Origin of the sequence: Microlunatus sp. Gsoil 973 (assembly GCF_009707365.1) — a bacterium.
Classification (GTDB): domain Bacteria; phylum Actinomycetota; class Actinomycetes; order Propionibacteriales; family Propionibacteriaceae; genus Microlunatus.
Genome location: NZ_CP046122.1, coordinates 3,610,831 through 3,629,102, shown reverse-complemented (window position 1 = coordinate 3,629,102; position 18,272 = coordinate 3,610,831). Strand labels below are relative to the sequence as shown.

The 18,272-nt window shown below is 67.2% G+C and carries 14 protein-coding genes and 1 tRNA gene; 12 read left to right on the top strand and 3 right to left on the bottom strand.

All coding sequences use genetic code 11. The annotated features are described in order from the left end of the window. Positions 1-838 precede the first annotated feature (838 nt). The 7 genes from GJV80_RS17135 (at position 839) to GJV80_RS17105 (ending at position 10,901) form a co-directional block, all read left to right on the top strand. Positions 839-2,179, top strand: coding sequence for an ABC transporter substrate-binding protein (locus tag GJV80_RS17135; protein ID WP_195908983.1), 1,341 nt, complete (start codon positions 839-841; stop codon positions 2,177-2,179). Beyond that, positions 2,176-3,123 carry a carbohydrate ABC transporter permease gene (locus GJV80_RS17130; protein ID WP_230207791.1) on the top strand — a complete coding sequence of 316 codons (948 nt, stop codon included), beginning with the start codon at positions 2,176-2,178 and terminating at the stop codon, positions 3,121-3,123. Before GJV80_RS17135 ends, GJV80_RS17130 begins: the two co-directional genes overlap by 4 nt. Next, positions 3,116-4,030, top strand: a complete 915-nt coding sequence (locus GJV80_RS17125; protein ID WP_154688938.1) for a carbohydrate ABC transporter permease — start codon at positions 3,116-3,118, stop codon at positions 4,028-4,030. The genes GJV80_RS17130 and GJV80_RS17125 overlap by 8 nt, the downstream gene beginning before the upstream one ends. Then, positions 4,027-4,710 (top strand): hypothetical protein, encoded by a 684-nt coding sequence (locus GJV80_RS17120; protein ID WP_154688937.1) that lies wholly within the window; start codon positions 4,027-4,029, stop codon positions 4,708-4,710. Before GJV80_RS17125 ends, GJV80_RS17120 begins: the two co-directional genes overlap by 4 nt. Beyond that, entirely contained in the window at positions 4,707-7,316 is a 2,610-nt protein-coding gene (locus GJV80_RS17115) for a GH116 family glycosyl-hydrolase (protein ID WP_154688936.1), read from the top strand. The genes GJV80_RS17120 and GJV80_RS17115 overlap by 4 nt, the downstream gene beginning before the upstream one ends. Further along, entirely contained in the window at positions 7,313-8,332 is a 1,020-nt protein-coding gene (locus tag GJV80_RS17110) for a LacI family DNA-binding transcriptional regulator (RefSeq protein ID WP_154688935.1), read from the top strand. The genes GJV80_RS17115 and GJV80_RS17110 overlap by 4 nt, the downstream gene beginning before the upstream one ends. A 79-nt stretch (positions 8,333-8,411) precedes the next feature. Continuing rightward, positions 8,412-10,901 (top strand): GH116 family glycosyl-hydrolase, encoded by a 2,490-nt coding sequence (locus tag GJV80_RS17105; protein ID WP_154688934.1) that lies wholly within the window; start codon positions 8,412-8,414, stop codon positions 10,899-10,901. 107 nt (positions 10,902-11,008) lie between these two features. On the opposite strand, the gene GJV80_RS17100 is transcribed toward GJV80_RS17105, so the two are convergent. Then, positions 11,009-11,869 carry an LLM class flavin-dependent oxidoreductase gene (locus GJV80_RS17100; protein WP_154688933.1) on the bottom strand — a complete coding sequence of 287 codons (861 nt, stop codon included), beginning with the start codon at positions 11,867-11,869 and terminating at the stop codon, positions 11,009-11,011. 117 nt (positions 11,870-11,986) lie between these two features. Then, positions 11,987-12,059, bottom strand: a tRNA-Ala gene (locus GJV80_RS17095). A gap of 66 nt (positions 12,060-12,125) precedes the next feature. Between GJV80_RS17095 and GJV80_RS24170 the strand changes: the two genes are divergently transcribed. Further along, complete coding sequence (locus GJV80_RS24170; RefSeq protein WP_230207790.1) at positions 12,126-12,623, top strand: Gfo/Idh/MocA family protein; 498 nt, start codon at positions 12,126-12,128, stop codon at positions 12,621-12,623. Positions 12,624-12,650: 27 nt separating this feature from the next. Beyond that, on the top strand, positions 12,651-13,235 hold the full coding sequence (locus GJV80_RS24165) for a hypothetical protein (protein WP_230207789.1): 585 nt from the start codon (positions 12,651-12,653) through the stop codon (positions 13,233-13,235). A gap of 68 nt (positions 13,236-13,303) precedes the next feature. Here GJV80_RS24165 and GJV80_RS17085 read toward each other — a convergent pair whose 3' ends face one another. Further along, positions 13,304-13,831 (bottom strand): hypothetical protein, encoded by a 528-nt coding sequence (locus GJV80_RS17085; RefSeq protein WP_154688932.1) that lies wholly within the window; start codon positions 13,829-13,831, stop codon positions 13,304-13,306. A 265-nt stretch (positions 13,832-14,096) separates the two neighbouring features. On the opposite strand from GJV80_RS17085, the gene GJV80_RS17080 reads away from it, so the two are divergent. The 3 genes from GJV80_RS17080 to GJV80_RS17070 are packed head-to-tail and all read left to right on the top strand — an operon-like array spanning position 14,097 to position 18,245. Continuing rightward, positions 14,097-14,516 (top strand): DUF5318 family protein, encoded by a 420-nt coding sequence (locus GJV80_RS17080; RefSeq protein WP_154688931.1) that lies wholly within the window; start codon positions 14,097-14,099, stop codon positions 14,514-14,516. Next, positions 14,509-16,779, top strand: a complete 2,271-nt coding sequence (locus GJV80_RS17075; RefSeq protein ID WP_154688930.1) for a transglycosylase domain-containing protein — start codon at positions 14,509-14,511, stop codon at positions 16,777-16,779. The genes GJV80_RS17080 and GJV80_RS17075 overlap by 8 nt, the downstream gene beginning before the upstream one ends. Continuing rightward, a complete protein-coding gene (locus tag GJV80_RS17070; RefSeq protein ID WP_154688929.1) occupies positions 16,779-18,245 on the top strand; it encodes a glycosyltransferase family 87 protein in 1,467 nt (488 codons plus the stop codon). The genes GJV80_RS17075 and GJV80_RS17070 overlap by 1 nt, the downstream gene beginning before the upstream one ends. Positions 18,246-18,272: the final 27 nt, after the last annotated feature.

Sequence of the window (18,272 nt, the reverse complement as noted above, 5' to 3'; positions counted from 1 at the left end):
GCTCGTTCCTCGGAGGCCGCGGCCATACGGCCGCCGAAGGTCGCGACATGTTGCTTGGTGAAGAGCGGCTGCAAGGTCCGTCGTTGCGGCTTCCAGGCGTCGTACGGCAAGTTGAAGACGTTGTCGCCGAGGAGCCGGGTTTCACGATGGATCCGCGACAGCTTGTCCATGGTCTCGTTGCTGGAGTTTGCCAGTCCGTCGTGAGCGCCTTGCGGCGAGGTGACCATCACGAAAGTTGGGACCACGAACCGCGGGCCGAGCGGAACTCTGACAACGGGACCTGCGAGGTCACGGACGATTGCGGGACCAGTGTGGAAGTCCCGCACAACGCGGAGTCGTTCCCGGAGTGGCATCGGTGCGGCGGGCGGTAAGCCGGGTGAGACTGATGCCCGAGTCATCGCTGCTCCCTCCAAACCCGGAACAATCGCGCGAACCCATCCACGAGTTTCGCCGACCGGGCCGGCGAAACCGATCCCGGACATTCCGGTCGGTAACCGAGACCGGCGGGTCGTAGTCACCGAGATCATCATCGCGTGGGCGGACACCGGGCATCTGCCGCGGTTCCGCTGGCTTCAGTATGCGCCTGATCACTCGTCCGTTCGGTCAACCCTTGCCGGACCCTGCTGAGACTTGATCAGCAGGCTGCCCATGATGACGCGGATCAAGGATTTGGTGGCTGAGAGTGTGTCGGCGCGGGATGCACGACCTCGCTTGCCGGACAGAAGTGCTCCAACGTTTTGGAGTAATCGATTACCAAAAAGGGCGGTCAACCCTTGACGCCTGCGGTCTGCTCAGACTTGAATGTCGGGTAATCGATTACTTGTCAAGGGAGACAACTATGAGACGGCGTACTCTTCTCGCGGGACTCGGGAGCGCGGTGCTTATTCCGCCGTCGGCCTTGGCGCTGGCCGGGTGTTCTGACGACTCCGGCAGTTCGGGCTTCACAGCGGGTGGCGACGGTAAGCCCGGTGCCAACGCGTCGGGGTCCAAGGTCACGGGGACGGTGAACTTCCTGTTCTACGGTGACGCGGCGGGCGTGAAGGACTACCAGAACCTCTTCACGAAGTTCGCCGCCTTCGCACCGGGCATCACTGTGAAGGTCACGGGCATTGCGGCGAAGACATGGGCCGACTTCGCGAACCAGGTGTCCACCCGGTTGGCGGGCGGTCAGACGATCGACGTGATTCAGATCGCCACCGAAGGTCAGGCGATCTTCGCGTCCAAGAACCTGCTGGAGCCGCTGGATCCCTACATCCAGAAGGATCAGGCCTACGTCGACGAGTACTACAAGGACAACCCTCCGAAGTTCAAGGACTGGATGCAGCAACACGCCTCGCCCGACGGCAAGACGTACTTCATCCCAGGCAGCTACAACACCATGGCGCTCTACGTCAGCGGCAAGATCTTCGAGAAGGCAGGCGTCGAGGTACCCACCGAGTGGACCTGGGACGAGTTCCTCCAGATCGGCAAGACGATCAAGGAGAAGACCGGCGCCTACTTCCACGCGGCCGGCGCCGGTCAGTTCACCGACGTGATGACGTGGCTGACGAATAACGGTGCCAGCATCCTCAACGAGGACTGGACACAGCCGACACTGAACACCCCGCAGGCGATCGAGGCCCTGACCTTCGCCAAGTCACTGGTCGATCTTGGGCTGTCGCCCAAGCCGGGCGGCACCTACGACGCGCCGACCCTCATGGCCCAAGGCAAGCTCGCCACCTTCGGCGGCGGCCGGTGGCCGACCCCGCCGCTGCGGAAGCTGAAGGCCATCGAGGGCGTGCAGATGGTTCCGTGGCCGAAGAAGGCGACCGCGGGTTCTCCGATCGGCTGGGATGCCTGGCCCATCCTCAAGGAATCCAAGAACAAGGACGCCGCCTGGGAGTTGATCAAGTACTTCATGACCCCCGACTACGGCAAGTTGTTCGCCGTCAACGGTGGTGCGGTCCCGGGCCGCATCTCGGTCGCCAACAGCACCGCATTCACCAACGACGCGCCGGCGAACATGCCGCTACTGGTCAAGCTTGCCGACATCGCGACCCCGGTCCCCGGCATCGCCCGTGGCGCCGAGGCCCAGACCGCGGTCGAACAGGCCTGGTTGCAGGGCATCAGCGGTACGACCGATCCGGCCAAGGCGCTGGGTACCGCCCAGACCAAGCTGCAAGGACTCATGGGCTCGTGACTACCGCGACCCCGGGTCGCCTGCACGCAACGGCCGGGAACACCACGCCGGCCTCCCGCCCCGGGCAGTTGAGGCGGGAGAGCCGGCTGTCGGGTTGGCTGTTCGTCAGCCCTGCTGTCCTACTGTTCCTGATCTTCATTCTCGGTCCGTTCATCGCGGCGATGGCGCTCAGCCTGTTCTCCTACGATTTGCTGACCCCTCCGAAGTTCGTCGGGTTCAAGAACTTCGCCCAGTTGCCGAAGGACTCGCTTCTGCTGCGGGCCTTGGGCAACACGTTCCTGTTCGCGTTCGCGTCAGTCGTCACCCACCTGGTCGGCGGCATGCTGCTGGCGCTGGCGGTGAACCGGGGCATCAACAAACTGCTGTCGTACTTCGTCCGAACGGCGTTGTTCTTCCCGTTCCTGATCTCCTGGGCAGCGGTGTCGCTGTTGTGGAAGTACGTTCTGGACCCGACTTTCGGGATCTTCGCGTTCTATGTCGGCAAGCTGGGCATCACGCCGCCGCTGTGGTTCACAGAGCCGAGGTGGGCCCTACCGGCGATCATCGGGATCGACTGGTGGCACACCATCGGCTACACCTTCCTGATCATGCTGGCGGGGTTGCAGACGGTCCCCTCGGAGATGATCGAGGCGGCCCGGGTCGACGGCGCCAACCGGGTGCAGACGTTCTTCAATGTGACCGTGCCACTGATGACCCCGACCCTGTTCTTCGCGTCGGTGATCACCTTCATCGGCGCCTTTCAGATCTTCGATCCGATCCAGATCATCACCGGCGGCGGACCCAACGACTCCACCATCACTGCCGTGATGTACCTCTACCAGACCGGTTTCCAGGCATTCCAGATCGGCTACGCCTCGACCATCGCCCTGGTCATCTTCGCCGTGATCATGCTGGTCACGCTGCTGCAATTCTGGGGGTCAAGGAAGTGGGTGCACAATGCCTGACGGCACAGCCCCCGTTGCCGAGGCCGCCGGTGGTCCGGCCGCGTCCCGACCAGTGCCGGTAACCGGGTTCCGCCGATGGCTGCGCCGGTTCTCGGTGTTCCGGTTCGTGCTCAGCCTGGTGATGCTGGTGATCGGACTGTTGATGATCGCCCCGCTGATCTGGCTGATCAGCCAGAGCCTGGTCGAACCGACCAGCGCATTCCTGCTGCCGCCGAAGTGGATCCCGATTCCCTTCACTCTGGAGAACTTCCGCGACGTCGTCAACCTGATCCCGATCGGCCGGATGTTCCTCAACAGCCTGCTGGTGACCGTGATCTCTGTTGTCGGGTCCCTGACCATCGCCTCGCTGGCGGCGTACGCGTTCTCCCGGATCTCGTTCTCCGGACGGGAACGGCTGTTTATCCTGATGCTGACCGCGCTGATGGTGCCCGGGCAGCTGACGATCATCCCGATCTTCATCATGATGCGCAAGCTCGGTCTGATCGACCACCTGGGCTCGTTGTTCCTCCCGGCGCTGATCAACGTGTTCGCGATCTTCTTCCTGCGGCAGTACTTCAACTCGATCCCTCGCGACCTTGACGAGGCCGCCCGGATCGACGGCGCCGGCCACCTGCGGATCCTGTTCCAGATCCTGCTGCCACTGGCTGGACCGGCGTTGTCGGCGCTGGCGATCCTGGGCTTCGAGGCGTCCTGGAACAACTACTTCGGCGCGCTGATCTTTCTCTCCACCCCCGAACGAATGACCCTTCCGATCGGCCTGGTCAGCCTGGCGGCCGGACAGGGCGGCGGCCCCGCCGTCGTCGTCTTCGCCGGCATCACCCTCGTGGTCATCCCCATCCTCGTCGTGTTCCTCGTCTTCCAGCGCAACTTCGTCGAGAGCGTCGCCTCCGTGGGGATCCGCGGATGACTCGGCCGCTTCCGGGAGCGTTGCGTCAGGTCTGGCCCAACCTGCCGGTGCTCGCGCTCGGGTCGGCCCTGGTGGCCTTCGCCTGGGGGCTGGCCCGAGTCGCCGCGGTCGCCGTTCCCTGGGCGGGCGCTGTGCTGATCGGGCTGGTCGTGCTGCCGCTGCTCGGCGCCCTGCTGCGTTGCTGCACCGTGCTGCTGACGGGCGATCATTTCGGCATCGGCACCTTGGTGCGCACCCTGCCGTCCAGCTTCGCCCGAGGACTGCGGATCTGCGCCCCGATAACCGCGGTAGCGCTGCTCGGGTCCGCCGGAACGTACGCCTGGCAAGTCAGCGGAAGCGCTTGGCTGCTGCCGTCCGCGGCCCTCGGCAGCATCCTCACCCTGAGCGCGATGTATGTCGGGATCGTCGCGCTGCCGTACCACGTCGACGGCAACGGGTCGTGGCTGCGGAGTTGGCAGGTCGGCCTGTTCGTCGCGACCCGCAACCCGGTGCCGGTACTCGCGACCATGGCCGCAGGGGTCCTGGCAGTGCTGGCCGCCGAACACCTCAGCGTCGCGCTGGTGCTCGTGCTGCCCACGCCGGTGGCGCTGGTGTGGGCGTCGGCGCTGCGGACCGCGACCAACCGCAGCCGGCAGCTGTTGGCGGCCAAGGCGTCGCAGAAGGGAGCGCCGCCCCGATGAGCTCATCCGTACGCACCGATCCCGGCACAGGGACGACCGATGCCGGGTGCCCGCCCGGAGCAGCACCGGACCGTACCGGGACCTGGCCCACCCTGCGACGGTTCGACGCTGCCCACCTGCAGCGGATCTCGCTGCCACTGGGCGGCATCGGCACCGGCGTCGTCGGCTTGGGCGGCCGCGGAGACCTGCGCGACTTCGAACTCGGCAACCGGCCGGCCAAGGGGTTCCGGCCGCAGACTGCGTTCGTCGCAGTCCGGGCCAAACCCGAGGGCGGCGCCGCCCAGGCACGACTCGCCGAGGGGCCACTGCCGCTGGAGGCCTACGAAGGCGCATTCGGCTCGCCCGCACCCCATCACGGCCTGCCGCGGTTCGCCGACTGCGCGTTCGAGACCGCCTACCCGCTCGGCCAGGTCCTGCTCTCCGACCCCGACTTCCCCGTCCGGCTGACGATCCAGGGTTTCAACCCCTTCGTCTTCGGCGACGTCGAAACCAGCAGCATGCCCGTCGCGGTGCTGCGCTATCGGCTCGACAACCCCGGAGCCGTCCCCGTCGAGACAACCGTTGCATTCTCGCTGTCCAACTTCATCGGCGCCGACGGCACCCGGAACCGCACGGGCGGCAACCGTAACGACTACCGCGAAGCCTCCGGGCTGGCAGGCGTCGTCCTCTCTGCTCCAGAACTGCCCGACAGCGCCGAGGAGAACGGGACCGTCGCCCTGTCGGTGCTGGCCCCGCCCGGTACGAGGATCAGCCATCGCACAGGCTGGGCGGACCTGATCTGGGGCAACTCGCTGCTGGACTTCTGGGACGATTTGCTCGATGACGGCATCTTGTCCGAACGCAAGTCCGCAGTTCCGCGTCCGGTCGCCTCACTCGCCGCCACGGTGAACGTGCCTGCGGGCGGCAGCGCAGACGTGACCTTCCTGCTCACCTGGAACTTCCCCAACCGGCGCGCCTGGAGCATGCAGGCCGACCAAGACGACGCCGGGGCAGTTGCCGACGAGTGGGGCGAGAACACCGGGCACTACGGCCGGACCGTGATCGGCAACGCCTACTCTCTCGCCCACCCCGACCCGTGGCAGACCGCGATCGCGGTCGCCGGTCGGCTGCCCGACCTCGAGGAGGCGACCGTCGCCGCCGTACGCGCCGTCGTTGACACCGACGTGCCGGCGGTGATCCGGGAGGCGGCCCTGTCCAACCTGTCAACGCTGCGCTCCCAGACCGTCTTTGCGAGCGCGGCAGGGGACTACTACGGATGGGAGGGGGTCGGCAACCGCAGCGGCAGCTGCCACGGAACCTGCACCCACGTCTGGGGCTACGAATTCGCCACCTCGCTGCTGTTCGCGCCGATCGCCCGCTCCTTCCGCACAACGCAGTACGCCCGCAGCACCGACGAGTCCGGTCTGATGAGTTTCCGGACCGGGCTGCCCGTCGAGCAGGCCAGGGAGTGGCGGCTGGCCGCCGCCGACGGGCAGATGGCCTGCATCGTGCACCTCTACCTGGATTGGCGGCTCTCCGGCGACGTCGAGTTCCTGACGGCGTTGTGGCCGGCCGCCCGCCGCAGCCTGGAGTTCTGTTGGGTCCCGGGTGGCTGGGACGCCGACCGGGACGGTGTGATGGAGGGCGTCCAGCACAACACGATGGACGTGGAGTACTACGGGCCGAATCCACAGATGGGCTCCTGGTACCTGGCCGCGCTGCGAGCCGCCGAAGAGCTGGCCACGGAGGTCGGGGAGCACGACTTCGCCTCCTACTGTGGCGAGCTCTTCCGCAGCGGATCCGCCTGGCTGGATGAGTTCTTGTTCAACGGCAGCTACTACGTGCATCAGGTGCGCCCGGTCGCCGACCCAGCCACCATCGCCCCGGGTCTGCGGCACGACAGCATGGGGGCCGGCGACACGGCCGACCCCGATCTGCAGCTCGCCGACGGCTGCCTGGTGGACCAACTCGTCGGCCAGTACGCCGCCGACGTCGTCGGTCTGGGGCCACTGCTCGACCCCGGCCACGTTGCCTCGGCCCTCCGGACGGTCCACGACCGCAACTTCAGGCGCGGGTTCGGCCACCACTTCAACCCGATGCGCAGCTTCGTCCTCGGGGACGAATCCGGGACGCTGATGGCGACCTACTCTCGCGCCGACCGGCCGGAGCGGCCGTTCCCGTACTTCTCCGAGGTGATGACCGGCTTCGAGTACACCGCCGCGACCGGGTTGCTGCAGGCCGGCGACACCGCCGCAGCGCTGGAGATGATCGCCGCGATCCGAGAGCGCTACGACGGCGCCCGCCGCAACCCCTTCGATGAGGCCGAGTGCGGGCGACACTATGCCCGGGCGATGGCGAGCTGGTCGGCCTTCGCCTTCCTCAACGGCACCTGCTATGACGGCCGGACCGGGACGCTGGTCGTCGAGGACCGGCCGGGAGACGGGCCGCGCTTCTGGAGCACGGGAACGGCCTTCGGGACGTTCACACCTCACGAGGGCGGCGGAGCCGGCACCCTTCGCGTCGTCAGCGGAACCGTAGAACTCGAACGCCTCGTGATCTCCGGAGACGCCCGGCCGTCACCCGAGCCCAACACACTGGGCCCGGGCAGCGTCTGGGTGGTCCCGTGACCGTCGTCAGGATCGTCGACGTCGCTGAAGCCGCGCAGGTCTCGGTCGCGACGGTCTCCCGGGCGCTGAACAACCGGCGTGGCGTCGATCCGGTACTGGCCGAACGGGTGCGTGCGGCCGCACAGCAGCTCGGCTACCAGCCCAACGCGGTGGCCCGGAATCTGCGTCGGCAGGCCACCAGGGTGTGGGCGCTGATCATCACCGACATCAACAACCCGTTCTACACCGCGGTCGCCCGCGGGGTCGAGGATGCCGCTTCCGAGCTGGGCTATTCGGTGCTGCTGTGCAACTCCGACGAGGACCAGGAGAAGCAGGACCGCTACCTGGAGATCGCCGCCCGGGAGCGGGTCGCGGGTGTCATCCTCACACCGCGGGCGGACGCCTCCGACGTCAGCAGCCTGCGCTCGGGAAACATCCCTCTTGTGGTGGTCGATCGGCCACTGTCGCTGAAATCCCAGCCGGACTCCCGGCCGGCCGACTTCGTGACCGGCGCATCCTTCGAGGGAGCGGTGATCGCGACCGAGCACCTGCTGCGCCAGGGCTGGCGCCGGCCCGCGTGCATCACCAGGCCCGCTGACACCGACACCACCGAGCAGCGCCGCCGCGGCTACGAGACCGTGGTCGCCCGGCACGGGCTGGCCAAGATCGTCGGTTACGTGCCGTTCCACGCCGACAGCGGCGTCGGCATGATCGAGTCGCTGTTCGACGACGACGAGGCGCCCGACTCGATCCTCGCAGCGGACTCGATGCTTGCGCTGGGGGTGCTCACGGCCCTGCAACGGCGGGGCCTGCGGACCGGCCGGGATGTCGGACTGGTCAGTTTCGACGACGCTCCGTGGACGACGGTCGTCGACCCGCCGTTGTCCGTCGTCGCCCAGCCCGCCTACGAGATCGGCGTGCAGGCCGCCCGGCTGCTGGACCAGCGAATCCGCGGCGAGGGTCCGGCCGAACCACAGACCCGGATCATGACGACCACGTTGATCGTGCGCGGCAGCTGCTCCCGGGGCGCCCGTTGAGGGTTCCCATCGCGAAGCACCGTTGCGATTCGACGCGACTGACCCCCCGTTTCGACGCTGACTTGGAAGGCATCTGAACATGACTGCATCACGTGCACTGAAGCCGGCTGACGCGGCGGCGCTGTTTCCGCTCGGCGGGATCGGAACCGGAACCGTGTCGCTGGGCTCCCGCGGCGACCTGGTCGACTGGGAGATAGCCAACCGGCCGAACAAGGGCGGCTGGCTGCCGTACACCTTCTTTGCGATCCGTGCCCGACCGCAGGGTGGTGCGCCGGTGACGAGGGTCCTCGAGGGCCGGATCCCGACCCCCTACACAGGTGAGTCCGGGCTGCCGTTCGGCAGGGTGGGCGGCCTGCCGCGGCTGGCCGACACGACGATGCATGGGGAATATCCGCTGGCCTTCGTCGACTTCGCCGACCCGGTGCTGCCCGTGGACGTGCGGCTGGAGGCGTTCACGCCGCTGGTTCCGCTGGACGTCGACGCCTCCGGGATTCCCGGTGCGGTTCTGCGCTACCGGGTGACCAACCCGGGTACGGAGCCGGTCGCGGTGACCATCGCCGGCTCGATGTCGACCCCGGTCGGGCTGACCGGAGTGCACGTGTTCGGCGGCGCCAGGTACGAGGGCCGGCCGACGATCGAGGCGCGGGCGGCCGACGGCCTGACCGGGCTCTGCTTCGGCACCGATCTGCCGATTGACCACGTGCGCTACGGCAGCGCGACGCTGGTGACCACCGATCAGAACACCACGATCACTCCGCAGTGGGCCGCGGACTTCTGGCAGGACGGTGTCCAACTGTTCTGGGACGACCTGTCCGACGACGGTCTGCTCGGGGAGCAGCCTCACACTCTGGAAACCGCGCCGGAGCAGGAGCTGCCGAAGGTGCGTACCGGCAGCGTAGGCGCGGTCGCTGACCTCGCGCCCGGGGAGAGCCATGACTTCGAGTTCATTCTCTCCTGGCACAGCCCGAACCGGCCGCGGGCGTGGTTCGGCAACTGCGGGCTGCCGAACACCCACGGCGACGAAGTCGTGCGCAACCATTACGCGACGCTGTGGACCGACGCCTGGGCGGTGGCAGCCCATCTCAGAGACAACCTGCCGTCGCTGGAGACGGCCACCCGGGACTTCCACGCGTCGCTGTGGAAGTCGACGCTGCCGGCCGAGGCCGTCGACGCCGCGGCGTCGATGATCGCCACACTGCGGAGTACCACCTGCTTCCTGCTCGACGACGGCACACCCGACGGGCTGTTCGCCGCCTGGGAGGGCAGCATGGACACCTTCGGCAGTTGCGAGGGCACCTGCACCCACGTGTGGAACTATGCCCAGACCGTCGCCCACCTGTTCCCGGCGCTGGAGCGCAGCGCCCGGCGGACCGAGTTCGGCTTCGAGACGCTGCCGGACGGAAGGATGCGGTTCCGCAACAACCATGTCTTCGGCAATGATCCGCACGAATTCCACCCGGCCGTCGACGGACAGCTCGGCACAGTCGTCCGGCTGTTCCGAGAGTGGCGGTTCAGCGGCGACGACGCGTTCCTGTCCGAACTCTGGCCGGCCTGCAAGCGTGCAGTGGATTACGCGTTCAACTACTGGGACAGCAACGGCGACCTGGTGCTGGACTCCCAGCAACACAACACCTACGACATCGAGTTCTACGGCGAGAACTCCCTCGGCGGTTCGTTCTTCTACGCCGCGCTGCGGGCGGCCGCGCAGATGGCGGAGGCGGTGGGCGACGTGGAGACTGCCAAGCGGTACGCCGAAGCGGCCGAGACGGGCGCGGCCCGGATGGACGAAATGCTCTTCAACGGCGAGTTCTACATCCAGCGCACTGACGATGTCGACGCGCATCGCTACCAGTACGGCATCGGGTGCCTGTCCGACCAGCTGCTGGGCCAGACCGTCGCACATCTCACCGGTCTCGGACACCTACTGCCGGCCGAGCACGTCAAGAGCGCCGCGCAAGCGATCTTCAAGTACAACTTCCGGACCGAATTCTCCGACTACTCCTCGGTGCAGCGGACGTACGCCCTCAATGACGAGAGCGGACTGATCCTGTGCAGCTGGCCCAACGGCGGCCGGCCGAGGATCCCGTTCGTCTACAGCGACGAGGTGTGGACGGGCATCGAGTACCAGGTCGCCACCCACCTGATCTACGAGGGCCTGGTCGACGAGGGCCTCGCGATCGTGCGCGCCGTCCGGAACCGTTACGACGGAAGGCGACGCAGCCCGTGGAACGAGGTCGAGTGCGGCAACCACTACGCCCGCTCGATGGCGAGCTGGGGCGTGCTGCTGGCGCTCACCGGGGCCCAGTGGGATGCCCGTGACCGCAGCCTCCACTTCGCCCCGGTAGTCGCGGCATCCGCGGACCGCGTCGTGACCGTCCCCTTCACCACCGCGACGGGCTGGGGCACGTTGCATGTCGACGGCTCCGGCGCCGCCCTCCACCTCCTCGGCGGCAGCCTCGCCGTCGACACGGTGGAGGTCGACGGCGGGACCTTGGGATCGTTCCGGCTCGTCGCTCCCGCCCGGGCGGCCGCAGGGGCGGTGCTGGAGCTGGCGGCTGCAGACCAGTGATCATCGGGGAAGTCCGCGCTGATTGAGTCCGCCCGTGTCCGCGCTCGACCATGATCATGATCACCTGTTGCCAGGCAGGTTGTCATGCGGGATGGGCGAGACTCCGGTCAGGCCCTCGGTGGTCCCCGCCTGATGCGCTCGCGCTGTTCGGCCAGGGACCCGCGCCAGTGCGAGATCGGTTCCATCCACCAGGTCACTCCGGCAGCGGCGAACTCGGCCACCAACTCACGGTCCGCGGTGCCGCCGTCTCCAGCCGTCTCGGCGCCGAACGCGACGTCGAACGGGCGCTCGGGCTCCACCCGATGGGCCTGGATGTAGTTGAGCAGCTCCCGCAGCGCAGCCGGCTGCTTGGCCAATGGCACCGAGAACAACAGTGGATGCACTCCGTCGAACCGAGCAGCCCGGCGGAAGGGCGCCCGGCTCTCCGGCCACATGCCAGCCACCCAGATCGGCACGCTTGGCTGCACCGGACCAGGCAGCAGCTCGGCCTGAGTCAGCCGGTAGTGCGGCCCCTTATGAGAGTACGGCCGGCCGGTCCACAGGCCGGTCAGCACTTCCAGACCTTCGTCCAGCTTCTCGGCCCGCACCGCCGCGTCGGTCTCCTCGCCGAAGTCGCCGTACTCCAGACCCGGCGGGAAACCCAGGCCGACGCCGAGCGTCAGGCGTCCACCGCAGAGATGGTCGAGGGTGGTGAGCTCGCGAGCCACCTTCCAGGGCCGGCGTCTGGCCAGTGGCAGCACCATCGGCCCCAACCGGACTCGCGAGGTGGCTGCGGCGATCATGGTCAGCGCCACAGTGGTGTCCACCGCCGGCGCGCGCGGCTCGCCGTCCTCCTCGCCGCTCCACTGGATGTGGTCCCAGATCCAGAACCCGTCCCAGCCCGCCGCCTCCGCCTCGACGGCCAGCTCGGCCAGCAGCCGGACGTCGGCGTACTCGCCGAAGATCGGGACGTTCATGCCGTACCGCACGCGGAAATCCTGCTCGCAGAGCTGAGGTTTCGGCAAGGGCACAACGGTCGGGTCTGGCAACGCATCATCGAGAGTGCGCGGCACGGACCGCAGCCGCCGGCGTTGGGTCAGAGTGGGTGGAGCTAACGGGACTCGAACCCGTAACCCCCTGCTTGCAAAGCAGGTGCGCTACCAATTGCGCCATAGCCCCTGGGACCCATGAAGGATACGGCACTGGGATGATGCTGGACAAAGCGAAGCTCGTCGAGGAGTCGCCATGGCAACGCCAGCAGCCCACCATCCGCATCCGCACGGCCCGATCCGGTACGGCGTGATCGGCAGCGGGTGGCGTACCCAGGCCTTCGTCCGCATCGCCGAACAGCTGCCGGAACGGCTCACCCTTGAGGGCGTCGTGACGCGCTCCGAGGCGCGCGTCGACGAGATCGTCGAGAACTGGCAGGTGCCCGGCTACACCGACCTCGACCGGTTCCTGGATCGGCACCCGATCGACTTCATGATCACCTCGACACCGTTCGCGGTGACCCCGGTGGTGATCAAGGACCTGGTGTCCCGCGGCATCCCGGTGCTTGCCGAGACGCCGCCGGCACCCGACGTCGAGTCGCTGCGCGATCTCTGGTCCGCGGTCGGGGCGAGCGGCCTGGTCCAGGTCGCCGAGCAGTATCCCTTCCACCCAGGCAACGTGGCCCGTCGCGCCCTGCTCGACGCCGGCGCGGTCGGAGAGGTCACCTGGGCCTACGTCTCGTCGACGCAGTGACACCACGCGGCCGCGCTGATCCGGCAGATGCTCGCCGTCGGCTTCGAGGAGGCGGCCGTCTCGGCCCGCTCCTTCACCCTGCCGGTGGTCGATCCGCAGACCCGCGCCGGCTGGGCCGACCACGTCGACCCGGTCGACCGGACAACCGTGCTCGCCAGCCTGGACTTCGGCAGTCGGGTCGGCGTCTACGACTACACCGACAACCAGGTCCGCAACCCCGTGCGCGGCAACCGAATGATCGTCCGCGGCACCCACGGCGAACTCGCCGACGACCACCTGGTGCGGCTCCCCGCACCCAGGACACCGCTGGAATCCGACCTCCGCCGCTGGCAGACCGGGCAGTACCTCAACTTCGAGGTGCCCGATCTCTACCAGATCGGCGACGGGGAACGCGTTCTCTACACCAACCCGTACTTCGGCCATACCCTGCCGGACGAGGACATCGCGGTTGCGACCCTGCTCGAGCGCACCGGCCACTGGGTCCGCGACAACACCGAAGCGCCCTACCCGCTGGCCCAGGCCGCCCAGGACCAACTGCTAGCGCTCGCGATCCGGGAGTCGCTCGACTCGGGGGACGTCGTGCGGACCGGTCAGGAGCCGTGGCACGGATAGCAATGACGACGCCGATCGCGACACGGGTCAGGAGCGCTCAGGTTGCGGCATCGGCGACGTGAAAACCATCAACGCGGGAACAGTCCGGTCGCGGTGAGCACCATCGGCGCCACGAGGAGCACACCCGCGATCAGCGCCGGCGCACCCAACACGCCGAGTGCGATGGGCAACCGGCTCAACCGGGACCGGCGGGCATACGAGATCGCCAGCACACCGAACCCGGCCGCAGCGACTGCGAAGAAGAGCACGTAACCGACGTCGCGGATCCCGACCGGATGCACCGGGTCGACGACTCCGGCCAGCATCCCGACCGACTCGACGACATTTCCGGTCGCGTAGATCGCCAGGGTCGCGAAGCCGCCCCACAGCAACATGCCGAGCAGCCCGACCGGCAACACCTGCCGGCGACTGACCGACAACAGGGCGAGGGCCGCGCCGATGAGCTTCAGCCCGACCATCAGCCAGTCCATCACCGCCAGCCCGGACGCGTAGCGACCCAGCGGCCCGTCGGAGAAATGCCCGGTCAGCTCCAGGACCATGTTCCCGATGGCGAAGCCGACGCACCAAGCGGCCGCCAGCCAGGCAGCCGCGGTCACGAAACGGCTCGGGCGGTCGACAACACGTTCTGGCTCAGACGGCGCCGGGAGGGCAGCAGTGGTGTTCACAATCAACGACCCTAGGAATCCTGACGGTCGACCGCTTCCGGCAGCACCCTGACTCAGTCACCCACTCAGTCACCCACTCAGTCCGGCCACTCCGCCGTTCGACCCTGACTTATGGCCGTGCGGCGAACTGTGGACTGGCTAACAAGCCGGTCAACAAGGTTCATTCCGGGCTTGTGCAAGTCGTACCCTTGTGCCCATGTGGTCGCAGCGGGAGGTCATCGATTACGCGCTGCAGCGTCGCGCAACACTTCAGGCGATGCGGCAGCCGGTCCGTAATCTGTCGTCCCTTGATGCCTGCGACGCCGACCCGATGCTCGTCCGGGCGGCCAAGTACCACGGCGAGCCGACCGAAGTCAGCTGCCCGGTCTGCGACAGCTCTGCGATGGTCAACCTGCACTACACCTTCGGCGACCAGCTCGGCCAGTACTCCGGCCGGATCAAGCGGCTTGCCGAACTGGAGGAGATGCAGTCCCTCTTCGGCGAGTTCAAGGTCGTGGTCGTCGAAGTCTGCCCCGACTGCGGGTGGAACCACATGATCACTTCCTACCTGCTGGGCGACGGGGTCAAGCGCAAGCCGCCGCGTCGCCAGCAGACCGTCGAGGACATCTATGGCTGATCGGCCCACCAAGAAGCAGTCAAGGCCGACGAAGCGCAAGAAGAAGCTGACCCCGGGACGTGTCATCGGGCGGATCTTCGTCATCCTGCTCGGGCTGATCATTGTCGGCGGCATCGCCGGAGCCGCCCTGGTGGCCGTCGCCTACCGCGACATCAAGATCCCCGACCCGAACACCGAGTTCACCACCAACACCAGCTTCATCTACTACCACGGCGCGAAGACCAAGCTGGGTGACATCGAGGTACAGAACCGGCAGTCGATCCGCTACGACCAGATGCCGGATTCGATCAAGAACGCCGTCGTCGCCGCCGAGAACAACACCTTCTGGACCGACCCCGGATACTCGATCCCGGGCATGGTCAGGGCAGCAGTGAACATCGCTCGCGGCCGCAACCTCCAAGGCGGGTCGACGATCACCCAGCAGTACATCAAGGTCATGTACCTGACGCAGGAGCAGACCATCTCCCGCAAGATCAAAGAGGTCCTGCTGGCCCGCAAGCTCACCCACCGGATGAGCAAGCAGCAGATCCTCACCGGCTACCTCAACACGATCTACTTCGGTCGCGGGGCGTACGGGGTCCAGGCGGCCAGCCGGGCCTACTTCGACGAGGACGCCGAGGATCTGACCGTGCGCCAGTCGGCGGTGCTGGCTGCCGTACTGAACAACCCCTCCTACCTCGATCCCGACGCGAACGGCGGTGACCCTGGTCCGCTGCTCGGCCGCTATCGGTACGTCCTGCAGTCCATGGTCAAGTCCGGCTACCTCAGCGCCGACGACGCGGCGAAGTACTCAACCAAGCTACCCAAACTGCCCAAGATCCCGATCAGCGAGAAATACCGCGGCCCGCAAGGCTTCCTGCTCAAGTCGGTGGAGTACGAACTGTCCACTCTGCCGCTCGACGAATCCGAGGTCCGCGGCGGCGGCTACAAGATCATCACCACCTTCGACAAGAAGGACCAGGACGCGGCGGTCAAGGCCGCGCACAAGTTCACCAAGATGTCAGCCCGCGACTCCGGGCACAAGGCCAAGAACCTGCACGCCGCGATCGCGTCGATCGACGTGAACACCGGCGGGGTCCTGGCCATGTACGGTGGCCGTGACTTCATCAAGAACTCCCGCAACTGGGCGACGACGCCGCGGGCCACCGCGTCGACCTTCAAGCCCTTCGCTCTGGCCACCGGTCTGGAGAACGGCTTCAGCCTGTTCTCGATCATGAACGGCAACACCTTCATCCCAGAGGGTGACGGTGTGCCGATCCGCAATGAGTTCTCCACCCAGTACGGTCCGGTCACCCTGCTCAAGGCGACCGCGCAATCGATCAACACGGCATTCGTCGACCTCGACACCAAGATCCCCGGCGACGGGCCGCAGAAGGTGATCGACACCGCGCAGCGGCTCGGCGCGGTGAAGGAGAAGGGTGCCCAGGACTGGGTGGCCAACGATCGGGTGGCCATCGGCAGCGCCCAGGTCAGCCCGGTCAACATGGCCAACGCGTACGCCACCTTCGCCAACAACGGCAAGTACGTCAAGCACCACGTGATCTCCGAGATCCTGGACAGCAAGGGCAAGGTCGTCTACAAGGCCGATCCCAAGTCGCACCGGGCGATCTCCAAGGACGTCGACAGCGACGTCAGCTACGCCCTGCAGGGTGTGGTCAAGGACGGCACCGGCGTCGCCGCGCAGGCGCTCGGCCGTCCGGTGGCCGGCAAGACCGGTACCCAGGGCGTCGGGGACAAGATCACGTCGGCCTGGTTCACCGGCTACACCCGCCAGGTCGCGACCTCGGTGATGTACGTCGCCGGCGACGGCGGCACGAAGAATCTCGATCTCTACAAGCGGCCCTACGATCCGACATTCTTCGGCAGCGGCTACCCGCTGATGACCTGGACCGACTACATGCAGACCGCGACGCAGGGCCAGAAGAGGCTCGACTTCCCCGAGCCTGCCTACGTGAACCGGGACAAGTACCCGCCACCGGTCCAGCACACGCCGGAACCCGACAAATCCGAAACCCCGAAGGCACCGAAGTCGCCGACCGCGCCGACCAGTGCTCCGCCGACCAGTGCTCCGCCGACCTCTGCGCCGCCGAAGTCGGCTCCGCCGAAGTCGGCTCCGCCGCCCAGCAAGGCGCCGCCATCCAGCAAGGCACCACCCCCCAGCAAGGCACCGCCGCCCAGCAAGACACCGAAACCGCCCAAATCCACGGCGACGACCAAGGACAAGGCCGGAAACTCGGAGGGCGATACCACCGGGGACGGCTGATGGCGGCAGGCACGGGCTGGCCGACCGCCAAGGATCGGTTCCTCGTCGTGATCAGCCGACGGATCGGTGGCCCGGTCGGCCGGCATGCCGGCCGCGGCCTGTCCTGGTGGACCCCGACCCGGGTTGCCCTGGTCACGGCGACAGTCGCGTGGATCGTCGGCGCCCTGCAGAAGCTTCCGTGTCGGGCCACGGTCGCCGGCCACTACCCGGACACGTACAAGTACCTCTGCTATTCCGACATCCCGTTGCTGTACACGGGTCGTGGGCTGGCCGACGGGAACATCCCCTACCTTGATCACGGCAGCTACCAAACGCTGGAGTATCCGGTCCTGACCGGCTGGTTGCTGGAGTTCCAACGCAGGATCACCGCGCTGCTCGGCGCACCGGTCGGACCCGGTTTGAACAGTCAAGAGGCCCTCGACGCGTCAAACCTGTTCGCGACCGTCAACCTGGTCGTCCTCGGTCTGCTCTTCCTGATCACGGTCTGGGCGCACAGTCGGACGGTCCCCGCCGATCTTGACCGCGGAGGCCGGGCGTGGGACGCGATGATGCTCGCCGTGTCGCCGTCGGTGATCTTGGCGGGTTTCATCAACTGGGACATGCTGCCCGTTGCCCTGACGGCACTCGGGTTCATGTTCTGGGCACGGAGCAAGCCGGCAGCCGCCGGAGTGATGTTCGGCCTGGGCATGGCCGCCAAGCTGTATCCGGCCCTGTTCCTCGGCCCGCTTGTCCTGCTCTGCCTGCGTCGGCGGCGGATGCGCCACTTCGGCCGGTTGATGATCGCCTTCGTGATCGCCTGGCTGGTTCCCAATCTGCCGGTGATGATTCTCGCTCCCGATCAGTGGCTGGTCTTCTGGACGTTCAACTCCGATCGCGGCGGCGACCTCGGATCAATCTGGTATGTGTTCTCGCTGGCCGGGCATCCGGTCCCACACCTGAATGTGATCAACACCGCGATCCTGCTGCTGTTCTGCGCCGGCATCGGCTGGTTGATCATCACTGCCCGGCGCCCGCCGCGCTTCGGGCAGCTCGGTTATCTGGTGATTGCCGCGTTCCTGATCACCAACAAGGTGTACTCCCCGCAGTACGTGCTGTGGCTGCTTCCGCTGGTGGTGCTGGCCAGGCCACGGTGGCGTGAGTGGTGGATCTTCACTGCCGGGGAACTCGTCTACTTCCTGGCGATCTGGGGTCACCTGGACCAGACCCTGCTGCCGGGCGACGGCGGCGCGGATCGGATCTACTGGCTGGCCGTGATCTTCCGTATCGCGTGCGAGGTCTGGGTCGGCGCGGTGATCGTTCGCGACATCCTGATCCCGGACCGGTACGACCCGCTGCGGATGGCCGATGGGGACGGGAAGGTCGTCTACGGCAGGATCGTCGATGATCCCGCCGGCGGTGTGCTGCGGGATGCCCCGGACGCCGGGTGGGTGGTCCGGCTCCGCACCCGGCTGGACGCCGCCGGCTGAATCCGGCAGGAATGTCCGGAGCCGGCG